We start from the raw sequence: 16,414 nt of genomic DNA, 5'->3' as shown, positions 1-16,414 counted from the left end.
ACGCAGATGTCATTTCACCTTCAGAGGCCACGGATTTAAACACTCAGTATGACACCCGTTTGAAGTTGTCATGGGTAACTTGTTTCAGCACCCCATAAAAAAGGTAGCCGACTTGCTTAGCATGTGGCTTAGCGCGTGAGGTGTTGAAACAAGTAATCAACATGACGATATTTTAATTTCTTCTATAAGAGATTTTTATACCTTTGCCTCCTGCAACTAAAGCCATATAATTAAACTAAGGCAACCACGTTATAATAACTTGTTAAAATAAACTAATGAACAAAAAAGGGATTTTGAGGATATTGGGTATAGTGCTGGTATTAGTTTTAAGCATCGGACTTGACAGGGTTACTAAAATTTACGTTAGGGAGCATATTCACATCAGCGATAACATTTTTGTTATCAAAAACTTTTTCACCATTCTGCATGCCGAAAACACGGGAGCTTTTTTAAGTCTTGGCGATTCGCTGCAAAACCCATGGAAATTCATCCTGCTATCGTTGCTACCTTTACTGGCCCTTGCCTTTGGCGTTTTTTATGTCATGTTAAAACCATCAATAGGTAAATTAACCACCACAGGCATCGTTTTGGTCATTGCCGGTGGTGCAAGTAATTTATACGACAGGATGCTATACGGTAGTGTAACTGACTTCATGCACATGAACTTCGGAATCTTCCAAACAGGCGTATTTAATGTGGCCGACGTATCCATTATGATAGGTATGGGCTTAATCCTGTTGGAATCATGGCAAAAAGACCGTAAGGCCAAAAAGGAACAAGGAACTCCTGATACCGAAACGCTGGCAGCCTAATTCGGTGCAGCTTTTGCTCTTAAAATTTTCTTAACAATAAAAAGCGTATCTTTGCAGCTAATTACCCGTTCGCTTACGGTTTTGAGCCCAGCAAACTCTTCAGATCCGCTTATGCTTTCGCGTTAGCACATTATATATTACAAACAATCAGAATGTCATTCGAAAATTTAAATTTAATTGAGCCAATCCTCAAGGCTTTAAAAACAGAGGGATATACCACACCTACTCCAATACAGGCACAAGCCATCCCTATTATATTACAACACCAGGATTTATTGGGCTGTGCCCAAACAGGCACCGGCAAAACCGCCGCTTTTGCTATCCCGACCCTGCAGTTATTACACCAGGACAGGATAGCCCACAAAGAGCAAAAAACTATTAAGGCATTGGTTTTAACCCCAACCCGCGAGCTTGCCCTTCAAATTGGCGAAAGTTTTACCAATTATGGCAAACATACCGGCCTTAAAAACCTGGTTATATTTGGTGGTGTATCACAAAACCCGCAGGTTGATGCTTTGCGCCGCGGTGTTGATATTTTAGTGGCAACCCCGGGCCGTTTACTTGATTTAATGAACCAGCGTTATGTTCACCTGGAGCATGTTAAATTCCTGATACTGGATGAAGCCGACCGTATGTTAGATATGGGCTTTGTTAACGATGTTAAAAAGATCATAGCTAAAGTACCGGCAAAAAGGCAAACCCTGTTCTTTTCGGCCACTATGCCAAAAGAAATCCAGAGCCTGGCAGATAGTATCCTGAATAATCCCGAAAAGGTTGAAGTTACCCCGGTTTCATCAACTGCGGATACCATTCAGCAAGCAGTTTATTATGTGGATAAGGGAGATAAAAAATCATTGCTGATCCACATCCTGAAAGATAAGGACATTAAAACCGTTTTGGTATTTACCCGTACCAAACATGGGGCAGATAAAGTGGTTAAAGACCTGAACCGTGTAGGTATCACTGCCGAAGCTATCCACGGCAATAAATCACAAAATGCAAGGCAGCGTGCTTTAACTAACTTTAAAAACCGCACAACCCGAGTATTAATAGCTACAGATATCGCGGCCCGTGGTATTGATATTGATGACCTTACCCATGTTATCAACTATGAGTTGCCAAACGTACCCGAAACCTATGTACACCGTATTGGCCGTACAGGCCGGGCCGGTGCCAATGGCATAGCATTTTCATTTTGCGATGCTGAAGAGCTGGAATTTTTGAAAGATATCCACAAGTTGATAGCCAAACAGATTCCGATTGAGGAAGGTCATCCGTACCCGCTTAGTCCGGCAGCTATGGCAGCTAAAATAAACGAGGCGCCTAAAAAAGGTGGCTCAGGCGGTGGTCAACGCAGTGGTGGTAGTCGCGGCGGTAACCGCAGATCAGGAGGCAGCGGTGGCGGTAATAGCCGTTCGGCTGGCAATAATCGTTCAGGCGGTAACAGAAGATCTGGGGGTAACCGTTCAGAAGCCGGTAAACCCGGCGGCAAAAGCGGCATGAGTGGGGCCAGGAAAGGATAATTGGAGAATAGTTGATTAGGTGAATGCTTGTTTTAATTGCACACAAAAACCGCTCGCCTAATCAACCCAATAACTACTCACTGCAAAGGCAACCACTCACTTAATCAACTCAATCAACCACTCACAGCAAAACCCATCACCACAAAAATTTCCCTGTTAATAAGTTAATAAGCATATTTGTAACGGTCGAAAAAATTAAATAGCTTTAAATGAAAATTATCCAGCCGGTATCAATGAAACGCCTTATAGATCTTTTCAAGAATAAGTTTTTCCTGGTTACCATTGCTTTTGTGGTGTGGATGATATTTTTTGACAGGAACGATCTTTTTTCGCAATACCAATACCACCAGCAGGTTAAAAAACTAAGGCTCGAGCGCGATTTCTACAAAGCCCAAACCGACCAGGTGACCAAGGAGCTTAAAGAATTGACCACCAACCCCCAGCAAATGGAGAAATTTGCCCGCGAAAAGTACCTCATGAAAAAAGCCAATGAGGATGTTTACGTGGTGGTGCCGGAAAGTAAGGAGAAGTAAAGTGTAGTAAAGCTGGGGCCCGTGCGATTACCTCCCCTGGGAGGGTGCGGGGAGGGGTTTCTACGCTATTCCAACAATGTTCTGTCAAAATCTTTCGGCAGTTCAATCAAAGAGTCGTCTTTCACAATCTCAATTATCATCCCTTCAATAGCCCGTAATACATTAGGCAGATCATCTTTTACATCCGCCTCGGCGAACCTTAAAAATTTAACACCGAAGCTTTCTAATTTCGCTTGCCTGACATCATCCTTAATCAAAACATCTTCATAATTATGATACCGCCCATCTACTTCAATTGCCAGCATTAGTTCCTTGCAATAAAAGTCGACTATATAATTATCCATACAACGCTGACGATCAAAGTCGAAACCCAGTAGCTTATTTTCCTTTAATTCATTCCACAGGAGAACCTCGCCAAAAGTCATCTCTTTACGAAGCTTTCGCGCTATGGCTTTAAGCTTAGGGTTATAGGGAATGATTTTAATCATTTTTTGTTTTTTACTCGGAAATTTTAATTCCCTCCCTTGGGAGGGGTGCGGTGGGATTGCGCATTGGCAGGGAGGGGTTATACGCTATTCCAAACGGGTAAGTATATCGATGAAACCCCTCCCTACACCCTCCCAAGGGAGGGAATCGCACGGGTCCCCGCTTTTTTTCCTTCCCTTTCCTGCCTCTTATATCTTACCGTCTTGACTCTATCTCCTCTAAACTTCTCCTTCCCGCTTCCTCAAAAACCACTCAGTTGATAACAGCAGCAGGATCAATACAAACAGCCATTTCAGATCTATCAAATCGCTGTAATGCTTATCTTCATAAACCACCGTTTTGATATTCTCATTTTTGCGGATCAGGTCGGCAAGCTGGCTTAGCTGCGATGGTTTGATCATTTGCCCGCCGCTTTGTTTGGCCAGGGTATTAAGCAAGGTATGATTAGCAGCGCTTTGACGGGTTTCGAGGTTAAGTGGTTTTATGGTGAATTGCCCGGTAGCTTTAAACTCCTGTTTGCCGTTTTGGGTTGATGCGTTGTAGGTGTATTCGCCTATGGGGAGGGTGCCTGCATCAAGTTGATAGCTTTGCCCGGTACGTGTAAACAGGAAGCTATAGTTTTTTCCGGCCGTGCTTTTCAGCTCTATCTTTACATCAGAGGTATTGATCAACTCAAGGGCTTCATTATATAATTCGGCATTAAGGATCACGTTTTCCCCTTCATCAAATACATTATGGGCCGGATAAACACGAAAACGCTGACGGTTTGCATTGGCAGTTAAATACTGTACAGTTTGGCTCAGCAATTCGTCAATAGCGTTGCGGTTACCATAGTTTTGATATTCGGCCAGTTGCCAGCGCCACAGACCTTCACCGGTTAATACGGCGATACGCCGGCCGGCCTCATCGCCAAAGGCCAGTAAAGGATAGGTAGTAGCTACAGTCCCAATCTTTTGTTTCAATAAAACTGAAGCACCGGTAGCGGTTCCGTAACTGCCGAACGGCGCTACTAATGGCGGAAAGGCGGCAATCTTTTTTCGCGCTGAATCTGAGAGGGTGAAAGCCGTAAAATCATTGGTTGGCAGGGGCATCACTTCCTGCGTTTCAGCACGGCCTGCGCTTATGCGTACCGTGTTTTGCTCGCTGTTAACGGCCTGCAGGTTACTTTGTGAACCAATGATATACCAAACCGGTGTTTTGCTCTTAGCAATAAAACTTTTTACCGGCGGGTATTCGCCTGCCGAAAGCTGGTACAGGACCACCAGGCTATAATCTGCCGGTTTAATGCTTGAAGCATCAGCAAGCGAACTTGCCTTTACCTCAAAGTTCTTATTGGTTTCGATAGCCTGTTTAATCACCGTTAAATCGGGATGCGGACCGTTGTATAACAGCAGCACCTTTTGCCGGGCATCAAGCACCTCCACATAAATAGTTTCGGTATTGTTTTGGATGGACAGCTCGTTCTTAACAGGAGCAATGCTGATAGTATATTTTCTGATGCCTTTTTTAGCAGCGTTCAGCTTTATGGGGACGATCTTTTTAAAATCGTTTGCGGTTACCGCAATGCTTTGGGCGTACACCTGTTTACCATCTTCGGTAACCGACAGGTTCGTGTTTTCGCCCTTGCTTTGGTAAGCCGTGGCAAGCACTTCTATCACAAAATCGTTCCCTAAAAAGGCCGTTTTGTTATAATTCACGTTGCCGATGAGCAGGTCGCGCTTGGCCGTGGTATCGCCAAGGGCTATGGTGTAGATGCTGGTTTTGATATTCCTGGCCTCATACTGCGGATCATTACCCTGGTTGTATAAACCGTCAGTTGCCAATATCAGCGCACCGATGTTTTGATTAGTGAACCTGTCGTTAAGTTGGTGCAACGCACCTGCTATATCGGTTTGCTTACCATTAAATTTTTTTGAAAGACCGGGACGCAGGGCTTTGTCAAAATTAAACTCCTGCACATCATACTTGTCGCCAAGTTCCTGTTTTAGTTTAGCCAGATCATCGACAAAGGCAGATGGTTTAAAACCAGCCGGTTTAAAGGTGTTAACAGACGACGAATTATCCTGGACGATAAGCACCAAAGGCTTTTGCGGCTCATATTTCACCGTTTTTACCAGGGGAGATATGAGCAGCACCGTTATAAAAAACACAGTTGCCGCCCGGATAGCGGCAAGCACATAGCGTAAGTTTTTACCAAGATCAACCGGCTTGCGGTACATGAGCCAGGCATATGCCAAACCAAGCAATAAGCCGGCAGGCAACCACCATCCCGAAACAGAACCCCAAGTAAGTGAAAACATTTGTAGCTATAGTATCATCAGGGCGCAGATCATCCGGCCCAATAAACATTAACTGCAAAATGCGAAATTATTGTGAAAGGAGGGGAATAAGTTTTAAACCTCACCCAACCCTCTCCAAAGGAGAGGGCTTAAAAGCTTTTTCATGTCTCCCCTTTTGGGGGAGATTTAGAGGGGGTGCATTCTTACAACATACCACCATCAACAGGGATAACCTGTCCGGTGATGTAAGCGGCCATATCAGATGCAAGGAATACACAGGCATTAGCTACGTCCTCAGTTTCACCGGCACGTTTAAGCGGAATACCTGCTGCCCAGCCTTCCACAACTTTAGGATCAAGCACATCAGTCATTTCGGTACGGATAAAACCCGGTGCAACAACGTTGGTACGGATGTTACGTGAGCCCAGCTCTTTAGCTACTGATTTAGAGAAACCAATGATCCCTGCTTTTGAGGCAGCATAGTTGGCCTGACCGGCATTGCCCTGCACACCAACAACCGAGCTCATGTTAATGAATACACCTTTACGGTTTTTCATCATGATTTTTGAGGCAGCCTTGGTAACATTAAATATCGATTTCAGGTTTACGTCAAGCACTTCGTCCCAGTTCTCCTCGGTCATACGCATCAGCAAACCATCTTTAGTGATCCCTGCGTTGTTGACAACAATATCAAGGGTGCCGAAATCAGCAACAATATCGGTAATCAGTTTATCAGCTTCGTCAAATTTGGAAGCATCAGAACGGTAACCTTTTACTTTAGTGCCGAAGCTTTGCAGCTCCTGCTCAAGGGCCTGGCCTTTTTCAACAGACGACAAATAAGTGAAAGCTACATTAGCGCCGTGCTCGGCAAATTTTTCGGCAATCTTGCGGCCTATTCCTTTTGACGCGCCGGTAACCAACGCGGTTTTTCCTTCTAATAATTTCATAATTAAAGTATATGATTTCAGGGCGGTGAAGTTAGCAGTTTTTTGTTTCTGTTCATAGTTGATAGTTGTTCATGGTTGATGGTTCATAGATCAAATGCCTATACTCAAACTATGAACCATGATCTATCAACCATGAACCCAAAAAACTTACTTCAAATACTCCGCCGGTATTGGGTTATCCTTGCGCTCGCCGTCATAAAACCAGGCGAGGATCCAGAAACGGGTCCCATCGTTAAACAGTTCAATGCTGTTGATGCCCCGTTCGGTTACAGGCCCATCAGCTGTGTTGCGCGATTCGTAGGTGCTCCATACGTGGTAAATACTGCCAAACTTTTCTACCCGCCGGGCTATCTCCCGCTCGTCAAAACCATTTTTTGACAATGATGGGTCGGCCAGTTTGTGGTATTCCTTCAGCGTCATATAGCTGAACTGCTGTTTGCCTTGTTTATCGGTATAGCCTGCACCAACATGGGCATTGGCAATATGCAGCAAGCTATCGCGCTCATAACTTACCTTTTCGCCTTTCTTAACAGTAACTACGCCATAATAGGCTTTCATGATACCGTCAAGAGTACTTACATTATCTCCGTATTTGGTAATAACCTGCGAGTGCGCAGGAAAAGTGATAGCAATGGTAATTATAGCGATAAGCAGAGGCAGGATATTCTTTTTCATGGTGATCGGAGTTTATTAACAGTCAGATTTTGATTGAATTAACGAAAAATATCCCGGATAATATAGGCCAGAATAACTGAAAGTTTTAAAATAAAAATGTCATTTCGACAGAGCGGTAGAGATCAGTGCGTCGGGGCTAAAGAGAAATCTTATACGCCTAAACCAGGTTTAAGCATGGCGTAGAAGATTTCTCCTCGCAGCCACCGCTTATGTCCTTTATGCTCGTCGAAATGACATTCTTCTATAAGAAGTTTAACTTAAAAAGTAGTATTCAGCGACACTCCATAGGTCCGCGGGTTGCCTAAGTGTGTCGCGCCGAAATCATAGGCATAATCAATGTATTTTTTGTTGACGATATTGCTTTCCCAAAAGAACAGCCCAAACCTTTTGGTGCTTACACCTACCCTCGCGTTGAACTTGCTGTAGCCTTTTTGTTCTATCTGGTTTGCCAGGTCGAAATACTGATCGCCAAGATAGCGCCATTCGCCGCGGACAATCAGCTTTGTTTTAAGCAGACCGCCCAAATCATAGCCATATTGTAGGGCCAGCATGCTGGTGATGTTAGGCGTATAAATTTGCTTGTTGCCTTTTAAATTCACTTCTTCACCATTGCTGCCAACTACTAAAGTGGTATAACGGGCGTGGGTGTAACCAAAATTGTAATCAAACTCCAGGCCCTTAATTGGGGTAGCGTTAATTTCGGCCTCGATACCTTTACTGCTTAATTTACCCGCATTTTTGGTAACGGTGATGGCATCAGGCAATACTAGGGTTGGCACCTGGGCATCGGTAACACGGGTATAAAATGCGGTTACATTTACACGCAGGCGGTTATCTAAAAAGTCGTTTTTTGATCCTACTTCAAAATTATTGCTGTACTCGGGCTTGAAAGAATAAAGCGGTGGAGACGAAGGATCAGAGCCCAACTCGGTAATGCCTCCCGCGCGGAAACCGCGGCTGTAAGTAGCAAACAGGTTATTATGTGCTGATACATGATAAGCCAGGCTAGCCTTAGGCGTAAAGGCCTTGTAATGTGCCGTTGACGACGTATCCGAACGGGTAACCACCGGCTCGCCGCCCTTTGGCAGGAACTCGCCCATTACGTTTTCTTTTTTATGCTCGTAGTCATAACGCAAACCCGCGGTGATGTCAAACTGCTCATTCACGGCATAAGTAGCCTGTCCGTAAACGGCTATGCCATAGTTCCGGTCGGTATTGGTATTGATACTGGTAAAATCAGTCATCGGCGAGCCAACAGCGCCGGCATCGTCACCAAAGTAAGTACCCTGCCTGTTTGGCGCATAGTGATAAAAGCCATAAGTACCGGCTGCCCATTTCAATTTTGAGGTTGATGATGCCGGCGATGTAAACCTGAACTCCTGGATGGTGGTTTTTACCTTGTTCCATTTGCCGCCATAATTATTTATGATAGATACGGCGTCGATAGGAGAAAAATCGCCATCGATAGGTGTGGTATAATAACGGTTGTTTACCTGGTAGGATGTTTGCGAAGTGAAATTAAAATCATTGCCGCTGTAGTTGGCCGTTAATGATGACTGGAAAGTATTATCAACCATTTTAGTCGTAGCGTTCTGGTTAACCTCAAAAGGATGGCTTAAAGCATCATCAGGCGAACCTGCTAAGGTGAATGCGCCGTTGTTGCGGTTGTTGTAGTTTTTTACATTCAGCGTAAAGGCCAGTTTGGAGGTAGCCAAAAACTTCAGGTAATAGTTACCCAAAAAATAGTGCTGTTTATCAAAATGGGTATTGTTAAATGTATTGGTATAAAAACCATTGAAACCAGAATATATACCTGCTACACCTAAATACAATTTATCTTTTACCAGAGGGGCTTTGATGCCGAGGGTATAACGTTGCTGATTATAATTACCCACGTCAACACCGGCAAAACCGCTCAGGGTGTTTGATGGCTGCCTGGTGATCACATTGATAACACCGCCGGTAGCATTACGGCCATAAAGCGTTCCCTGCGGGCCACGAAGCACTTCTATCCTATCCACATCCAGCAATTGGGGGATATAGGTATCCAGCCCGTATTGGTTTACACCATCAACATAAGTTGCAACGGCAGGGTCATATGATGTGGTAACAATACCGCGGATGCCGGTAACGGTACGGCCATCGCCGGGAGCACCTGAGTTTAAGTTAGGTACAATGGCAGTAAGATCCTTTAAATCCCAAAGCCTGTAATCCTGGATTTGTTTGGCCGAGAGCGTTGAAATACTGAATGGTACGCGTTGGGCCTGCTCTTCTGTTTTTTGCGCCGATACTGTAACCTCATCCAGCTGGTTGCTGGCATCATTCAACTGGATTGTTATTGGGCGACCGGTACCGATCATAGTTACAGGGATATTTTTAGCCGCATAGCCAATAGCGCTGATATGCAGGGTATATTTCCCGGCAGTTATACTTTTTAAAATAAATTTCCCGCTCCTGTCGGCACTGGTTTGGTAGTTGGTATTGAGCAAATACACCGTAGCACCAGCGACAGGCTGGTTCTCGCTATCGGTAACGGTGCCCGAAAAATCGCCCCTGGTTTGGCTCCGGGCCGATAGTGCAATAACAACAAATAATAAAGTAAATAATTTATGCATAAAATAGGTATAAATGTGTACATATCACACATTGTAATCGATTGTCAATATTAGCAAATGACAAACAATTAACAGTTACGGACACATAAATATTACTTAATTATGTAAAAAATATATTGTGTAATTGTAGTTACGCTCGCGCGGTTATTCAAGTGTAAAATCACGTCTCAACCGCGACTTCTAAAACGGCTGATTATATTATGCCCGGGATAGTTCATCGGGCTTAATTCATGGAAAGCATCAAATCATATAAATCAAAAAAGGCCGCATCACAATTTGTGATACAGCCTCTCATATTTTCAAAGCAAAAACCTTTCAGCTTCGCCTTTATGCTTTAACCTTAAAAAGATTAATAACGGTAATATTCCGGTTTAAACGGACCTTCAACCGTTACGCCGATATACTCAGCCTGGTCCTGGTCAAGTACTTCCAGCTCAACACCGATTTTTGCAAGGTGCAGGCGGGCTACTTTTTCGTCCAGGTGTTTTGGCAGGGTGTAAACTTTGTTTTCGTAAGCCGCGCCATTTGCCCAAAGCTCTAATTGAGCTAAAGTTTGGTTAGTGAACGAGTTACTCATTACAAAGCTTGGGTGACCGGTAGCGCAACCTAAGTTAACCAAACGGCCTTCGGCTAATATAATAACGTCTTTGCCTTCAATGGTATATTTATCAACCTGTGGCTTAATTTCCACTTTGGTATTGCCATAAGCACCGTTTAACCAGGCCATGTCAATCTCGTTATCAAAGTGACCAATGTTACAAACGATTGCTTTATCTTTCAACGCACGGAAGTGCTGCTCGCGAACAATGTTCTTGTTGCCTGTAGCAGTAACCACGATATCAGCTTCAGTGATAGCAGTGCTTAGTTTTTTAACTTCAAAACCTTCCATTGCAGCCTGTAAAGCACAGATCGGGTCGATCTCGGTAACGATAACACGTACGCCGGAATTGCGTAAAGAATCGGCCGAACCTTTACCAACATCGCCATAACCGCAAACAACGGCCACTTTACCGGCCATCATCACGTCGGTAGCGCGACGGATAGCGTCAACCAATGATTCGCGGCAACCGTATTTGTTATCAAATTTTGATTTGGTAACCGAATCGTTAACGTTAATAGCAGGCATTGGCAGGGTTCCTGCTTTCATGCGCTCATATAAACGGTGTACGCCGGTTGTAGTTTCTTCTGATAAACCTTTGATAGCAGCAACCAGCTCAGGGTATTTATCCAATACCATGTTGGTTAAATCACCGCCATCATCAAGGATCATGTTAAGCGGCTGGCGCTCTTCGCCAAAAAATAAAGTTTGTTCAATGCACCAGTCAAATTCTTCGGCATTCATGCCTTTCCAGGCGTAAACAGAAATACCGGCGGCAGCAATAGCAGCAGCAGCATGATCCTGGGTTGAGAATATATTACATGATGACCAGGTAACTTCGGCACCAAGGGCAATCAGGGTTTCAATTAAAACAGCGGTTTGGATGGTCATGTGCAAACAACCGGCAATCCTTGCGCCTTTAAGCGGCTGGCTTGGTCCGTACTCTTTACGTAAAGCCATTAAGCCGGGCATCTCAGCCTCAGCCAGTTCAATTTCCTTCCGGCCCCACTCTGCCAGCGACAGATCTTTTACTTTGTATTTAACGAATGCAGTTTCTACTGATGACATATCGATTTTATTTTGAGAGTGCAAAGTTAACTGATATCCTTGTGAAAATGAAATGTTTGGTTCACGCGCTTCGAGGATGTTCGATAAATGAGCCTGCGGCTTAAAAAGCTAACTGATATTAATTTTCCAAGTCCTTCAATATCCGTTCTAACAATAACGGGTCAATTCGAAAATTGGTTGACTTAATCAATTCAAAATAGGGCCTCAATGACGGAATTTTATTTTGTTGTTTAGCTGCGATCAAAACACCCAGGGTACCTGTGAATTTGATATTAAGCTGACTTGCGAGTCGCCTGCCTTTAAAATCATCTACGATAAGTAAAGTATCCGGTATTTCTTGTGCTAAAGCTATAGCGCTTGCTTCCCCTATATCAACCTGCAAACAGTAAACAGCAATTAATTGCGAATTTCTTACAGTCATTACCTGTATCCATTCGGGTAAGGGCTTTTTAAATTCAGCTGCAACTTCAGGCGTGGTTATGATATGATTATAAACGGATTGGAGAATATGCAGCGCCTGGATATTATCTAATAAAATCAAACAACTGGTATCGGTGATAACGGCGTATTCAACCATTGATCCGGGCTACATCCGCCAATATATCTTCGTAGTTGTATTGTATATAGTTAACGTTAAATTCAGCTAATACTGCCGGAAAATCAACCTTCTCCATTCCACACATTTCAGCAGCCTGCCCTAACGATAATTTACCAGCTTCATATAACTTGGCGGCAAGAAAACGCACAGTTTCATCATGCTCTTTTTCAAGCGCATCAGGCACATTTAATGTCATCGTAGTCATAATATAAAGATACGTATTTCTGTATCAAAACAAAAACAAGGGGCTTATGCCTGTAACTGCTTTTGCACCTCTCCCTGCTGCATAGTCAGGTTACCATTGTAAACCCCGCCATTTTCAACGGCCAGGTTCTGTGTTTTGATGTCGCCGGTTATGCGGCCTGTAGCTTTTATTTCAAGCGAGGAGGTATTAATATCGCCCCTTACGGTGCCATAAACAAAGATCTCTTTAGTACTTATATTTCCCTTAACCTCCCCTTTTTCGCCCAGGATCAGGCCCTCATCAACCATTACATCGCCATTAACCAGTCCATCGATCCGTACAAAAGCCGGGGCTTTCAGGTTACCTTCTAATACACTGCCTTCGCTAATGAGGGTCGAGATTGCCTGTAAATCAAGCGCAACCTTATCTTTTTTAGAAAAAATAGCCATGTTTTTGTGAGTTAAAGTCATAAGTCTATAGTCATAAGTCTGAAGGCAAAAAATACACTGACCAACTATCCACTCCCGACTTAATACTTTGAACTTAAGACTTCGTACTTAGAACTTATTTATTCAGGGTTAAAAAATTTACCGGGTTAACCGGCTTCCCGTTTTTACGTACTTCATAGTGCAGGTGTGTACCTGTGGAGTGCCCGGTTGAACCTACCTTGCCTATGTTATCACCAACCGTAACCTGCTGCCCTACCTTCACTTCAATTTTCGAAAGATGGCCGTACAAGGTTTCCAGGTTGTTAATATGCTGAATCCTGACACATTTACCATAACCACCGGCCCATCCCGCAAATACAATTTTGCCGCTGGCCGTGCATTTTACCGCATCGCCGCGGTTACCTTTAAAATCAATACCGGGGTGAAACTCGGCATGCTCCGAATCAAAAGGATCGCTCCTATAACCAAAAAATGAGGTAAACGAGCTGATCCTCGGATAGCCCATAGGGGTAAATGCAATAGTGCTTGTTAAATGTTTAAGGTAATCGTCATACAGGCTGTAAGCTTCGCTATCTGGTAGTTTTACCCCTTCCCTGTTGCCATCGCCGCCGGTACCCTTTACAGTAAACCCTTTAAGGCCGCGCCTTTTTAAATACTCATTTATAGTTTTAAGTTTAACCTCGATAGATTGAATGTACGACTGGGCAGTACCCTGCGTATTTACCTCTGCTTTAACAACCGGCATGGTGCCTTTAAGTTTAGCTATCTGCGCCTGTAACTGCTGGTTTTCGGCTTCCTGTTCAGCGCTTTTATGATGCAGGTAAAACACCAAACCACCAAGTACGGCAAAAACAGCAGCTATGCTCCACGCGTAGTGCTTAAGCCTGTTAAGGTGCTTGGTTTTTATTTGTAATGATTTTGTATGCTGTTGATTTTTGTTGATGATAACAACAGTGCTAATATCAGGTGTTTTAAGTTTCATCAAATTCAAAATAATTAGGGATATGCAAGTTAAAAATTACTGTTAATAAAACAATATTAAATGTATGTAAACAGGTTATCAATGAAGTAGCCTTCTACGCTAATCGTCAACCAATTGTTATTATTGAGTTTTTATAAACGTAAACCAAGTATCATTTCTTATTTTTGTAACACTGATTTTATTGTAAAGCAAAAAAAATGATGTATCCGGAATATTTAGTAGCCCCGATGCGGGAAGATCTGACCAGGGTTGGTTTTGAAGAATTAAAAGATGCCGATGCTGTAAAAAACGCTATTGAAAGCGAAGGTACAGTATTTGTAATGGTTAACTCGGTATGTGGCTGTGCTGCGGCAAACGCACGCCCGGCTGCTAAAATTGCCGCCGCAAACGGCAAACATCCTGATAAACTGGTAACCGTTTTTGCAGGCATGGAAAAAGAAGCTGTTGATACCGCGCGTAACTATATGCTGCCTTATCCGCCATCATCACCTGCTATGGCGCTGTTTAAAGATGGTAAACTGGTACATATGATTGAGCGCTACCAGATAGAAGGCCGCCCGGCACAAATGATTGCCGATAACCTGATTGACGCGTTTGAACAATACTGCTAATTGAGCTGAAGGCCGAAGGCTTAAGCAGAAAGCTAAAACATAAAAAGAGCTGAGGGAAAATCCTTCAGCTCTTTTTGTTTTGTTCAAAATCCGAAATCGAAAATTCGATATCCGAAATCAAATTGATGTCGTTCTGCTTTATTTATCGTCGTCGTTTTTGTCCTCATCCTCTTCATCATCGTCAAAATCATCGAAGCCGCCCATGTCTTCGTCATCCTCATTAAATTCGCCAAAAAAGCGGTCTTCATCAAACATCAGCTCTTCCATCTTTTCCTGTTCGGGCGTACTGGTGTCAAAGCGGATGGCCCAATTGTCGGGGATATCATAGCTTTTATCAAATCCCCTGATCCATTCTACAAAAACCAGTCGAAACTCCTCTACTTTTTCCCTCATCAACTGTACATAGTCCTCTTCATTAATTTTCACCATTGATGCAAAAGATACGGCATTAAACATATCCTGCACCGCAAGTTTAATGAGCACAGCATTTTGCATCCGCAGCGAATACAGGCTGCCACCTTCGGCGCCGGCAATTTTTGCCTGGATCAGAGCGGCATTACTGCACATCTGTATGGCCAGATGTTCTTTCATGCTGTCTTCCTTTAATGATTCGGCAATTACATCCGCCAGGTCAAATAATTCCTGCGATTTTTGGTATACCGGGAGCTTTTCAAACTTTTCGAGTCTACGGGCCATGGGGTAAATTTACTACTTATAACACAAGTAGCCTCATATATAGTATTAAAGGCTTATTAAAAAAACTATCTTTGCCGCATGAACATTCTGATCCTTGGTTCGGGCGGAAGGGAAAGTGCCTTCGCCTGGAAAGTAGCCCAAAGCCCTAAGTGCGAAAAGCTTTTTATTGCTCCCGGCAATGCCGGTACTACCCAGTACGGTACAAACGTAAATATTAAGGTTACTGATTTTGAAGGCATTAAAGCACTTGTTTTAAAAGAGGATATCAACCTGGTATTGGTTGGCCCCGAAGAGCCGCTGGTAAAAGGCGTTCATGATTTTTTCCTGGCCGATGAACAATTGAAAAACATCCCGGTTGTTGGCCCTCAGCAGGAAGGCGCACAGCTGGAAGGCAGTAAAGATTTTTCCAAGCAGTTTATGGAGAGACATAACATCCCTACTGCTGCTTACAGAACTTTCACCAAAGATACCCTGCAGGATGGCCTAACCTATTTGGCTACTGCCGGTTTACCTGTGGTATTGAAAGCCGACGGACTTGCAGCGGGCAAAGGCGTATTGATCTGCCTTACTTTAGAGGAAGCGCAAACCGAACTTACCGCTATGCTGGCCGATGCCAAATTTGGCGAAGCAAGCTCACGCGTGGTTGTTGAGCAATTTTTAACAGGCATTGAGCTCTCAGTTTTTGTGATGACCGATGGTAACAGCTATAAAATTTTACCCGAGGCTAAAGATTATAAACGTATTGGCGAAGGGGATACCGGCTTAAATACCGGAGGCATGGGCTCTATCTCTCCCGTTCCGTTTGCCGACGCTGCTTACATGAAAAAGGTAGAGGAGCGCGTGATCATCCCTACCATTGAAGGTTTGAAGAAAGATGGCATCCCTTATAAAGGCTTCATTTTTATTGGCCTGATGAACAGCAATGGTGAACCCTGGGTTATTGAATACAACTGCCGTATGGGCGACCCGGAAACCGAGAGCGTAATGCGCCGTATCGATTCGGACTTTGTTGATTTGCTGTTAGGTGTTGCCGAAGGGAACCTGAACGAAAAAGAGATCATCATTAGCCCTAAAACAGCTGCCACCGTAGTAATGGTTGCAGGCGGTTATCCCGGCTAATACCTGAAAAACAAGGTGATCACCGGCACTGAAAACGTGCGCGACTCGATCGTGTTCCACGCGGGTACCGCTATGGATGGCAATGATGTAATAACTACCGGCGGCCGTGTATTAGCTATTACCACTGTACAGGATAATATGTTCAGCGCCCTGCAACAGGCGACTGCTGATGCAAGCCGGATTTATTATGATGGCATGTACTTTAGGAAAGATATAGGCTTTGACCTTCTTTAATTTAA

The 16,414-nt window shown here is 43.8% G+C and carries 15 protein-coding genes and 1 pseudogene; 5 read left to right on the top strand and 11 right to left on the bottom strand.

Going from position 1 to position 16,414, the window contains the following annotated elements; translation table 11 throughout:
• Positions 1 to 275: 275 nt before the first annotated feature.
• The 3 genes from lspA to ACEN82_RS01770 all read left to right on the top strand — a co-directional run bounded on the left by lspA (position 276) and on the right by ACEN82_RS01770 (position 2,868).
• Positions 276 to 812: a signal peptidase II gene (lspA, locus tag ACEN82_RS01780; RefSeq protein ID WP_413321699.1), complete on the top strand. Its 537-nt coding sequence runs from the start codon at positions 276 to 278 to the stop codon at positions 810 to 812.
• Positions 813 to 964: 152 nt separating this feature from the next.
• A complete protein-coding gene (locus tag ACEN82_RS01775; RefSeq protein ID WP_413321700.1) occupies positions 965 to 2,335 on the top strand; it encodes a DEAD/DEAH box helicase in 1,371 nt (456 codons plus the stop codon).
• Positions 2,336 to 2,544: 209 nt separating this feature from the next.
• Complete coding sequence (locus ACEN82_RS01770; RefSeq protein ID WP_413321701.1) at positions 2,545 to 2,868, top strand: FtsB family cell division protein; 324 nt, start codon at positions 2,545 to 2,547, stop codon at positions 2,866 to 2,868.
• Between the two features lie 65 nt (positions 2,869 to 2,933).
• On the opposite strand, the gene ACEN82_RS01765 is transcribed toward ACEN82_RS01770, so the two are convergent.
• The 10 genes from ACEN82_RS01765 to ACEN82_RS01720 all read right to left on the bottom strand — a co-directional run bounded on the left by ACEN82_RS01765 (position 2,934) and on the right by ACEN82_RS01720 (position 13,749).
• Positions 2,934 to 3,356 carry an endonuclease domain-containing protein gene (locus tag ACEN82_RS01765; protein ID WP_413321702.1) on the bottom strand — a complete coding sequence of 141 codons (423 nt, stop codon included), beginning with the start codon at positions 3,354 to 3,356 and terminating at the stop codon, positions 2,934 to 2,936.
• Positions 3,357 to 3,572: 216 nt separating this feature from the next.
• Positions 3,573 to 5,654 carry a vWA domain-containing protein gene (locus ACEN82_RS01760; protein WP_413321703.1) on the bottom strand — a complete coding sequence of 694 codons (2,082 nt, stop codon included), beginning with the start codon at positions 5,652 to 5,654 and terminating at the stop codon, positions 3,573 to 3,575.
• A 182-nt stretch (positions 5,655 to 5,836) separates the two neighbouring features.
• On the bottom strand, positions 5,837 to 6,580 hold the full coding sequence (gene fabG / locus ACEN82_RS01755; RefSeq protein ID WP_413321704.1) for a 3-oxoacyl-[acyl-carrier-protein] reductase: 744 nt from the start codon (positions 6,578 to 6,580) through the stop codon (positions 5,837 to 5,839).
• A 147-nt stretch (positions 6,581 to 6,727) separates the two neighbouring features.
• Positions 6,728 to 7,255 carry a hypothetical protein gene (locus ACEN82_RS01750; protein ID WP_112657904.1) on the bottom strand — a complete coding sequence of 176 codons (528 nt, stop codon included), beginning with the start codon at positions 7,253 to 7,255 and terminating at the stop codon, positions 6,728 to 6,730.
• 257 nt (positions 7,256 to 7,512) lie between these two features.
• Positions 7,513 to 9,870 (bottom strand): TonB-dependent receptor, encoded by a 2,358-nt coding sequence (locus ACEN82_RS01745; RefSeq protein ID WP_413321705.1) that lies wholly within the window; start codon positions 9,868 to 9,870, stop codon positions 7,513 to 7,515.
• Between the two features lie 349 nt (positions 9,871 to 10,219).
• Positions 10,220 to 11,536 carry an adenosylhomocysteinase gene (ahcY, locus tag ACEN82_RS01740; protein ID WP_413321706.1) on the bottom strand — a complete coding sequence of 439 codons (1,317 nt, stop codon included), beginning with the start codon at positions 11,534 to 11,536 and terminating at the stop codon, positions 10,220 to 10,222.
• Positions 11,537 to 11,654: 118 nt separating this feature from the next.
• Entirely contained in the window at positions 11,655 to 12,113 is a 459-nt protein-coding gene (locus tag ACEN82_RS01735) for a PIN domain-containing protein (RefSeq protein WP_176627972.1), read from the bottom strand.
• Complete coding sequence (locus ACEN82_RS01730; RefSeq protein WP_090529023.1) at positions 12,106 to 12,339, bottom strand: UPF0175 family protein; 234 nt, start codon at positions 12,337 to 12,339, stop codon at positions 12,106 to 12,108. Before ACEN82_RS01730 ends, ACEN82_RS01735 begins: the two co-directional genes overlap by 8 nt.
• Positions 12,340 to 12,383: 44 nt before the next feature.
• Positions 12,384 to 12,767: a bactofilin family protein gene (locus ACEN82_RS01725; RefSeq protein ID WP_090529026.1), complete on the bottom strand. Its 384-nt coding sequence runs from the start codon at positions 12,765 to 12,767 to the stop codon at positions 12,384 to 12,386.
• A gap of 115 nt (positions 12,768 to 12,882) precedes the next feature.
• Positions 12,883 to 13,749: a peptidoglycan DD-metalloendopeptidase family protein gene (locus ACEN82_RS01720; protein ID WP_413321707.1), complete on the bottom strand. Its 867-nt coding sequence runs from the start codon at positions 13,747 to 13,749 to the stop codon at positions 12,883 to 12,885.
• Between the two features lie 200 nt (positions 13,750 to 13,949).
• Between ACEN82_RS01720 and ACEN82_RS01715 the strand changes: the two genes are divergently transcribed.
• Positions 13,950 to 14,360, top strand: coding sequence for a BrxA/BrxB family bacilliredoxin (locus ACEN82_RS01715; protein WP_090529680.1), 411 nt, complete (start codon positions 13,950 to 13,952; stop codon positions 14,358 to 14,360).
• A gap of 138 nt (positions 14,361 to 14,498) precedes the next feature.
• Here the strand turns inward: ACEN82_RS01715 and ACEN82_RS01710 are convergent, their stop codons facing one another.
• Entirely contained in the window at positions 14,499 to 15,056 is a 558-nt protein-coding gene (locus ACEN82_RS01710) for a hypothetical protein (protein ID WP_413321708.1), read from the bottom strand.
• A 78-nt stretch (positions 15,057 to 15,134) separates the two neighbouring features.
• On the opposite strand from ACEN82_RS01710, the pseudogene purD reads away from it, so the two are divergent.
• Positions 15,135 to 16,409, top strand: a pseudogene (gene purD, locus ACEN82_RS01705) (phosphoribosylamine--glycine ligase).
• Positions 16,410 to 16,414 lie beyond the last annotated feature (5 nt).

It is taken from the genome of Mucilaginibacter sp. Mucisp73, from assembly GCF_059491465.1.
The sequence above is the reverse complement of the archived record's forward strand: the minus strand, read 5'-3'. Positions and strand labels throughout refer to the sequence as shown.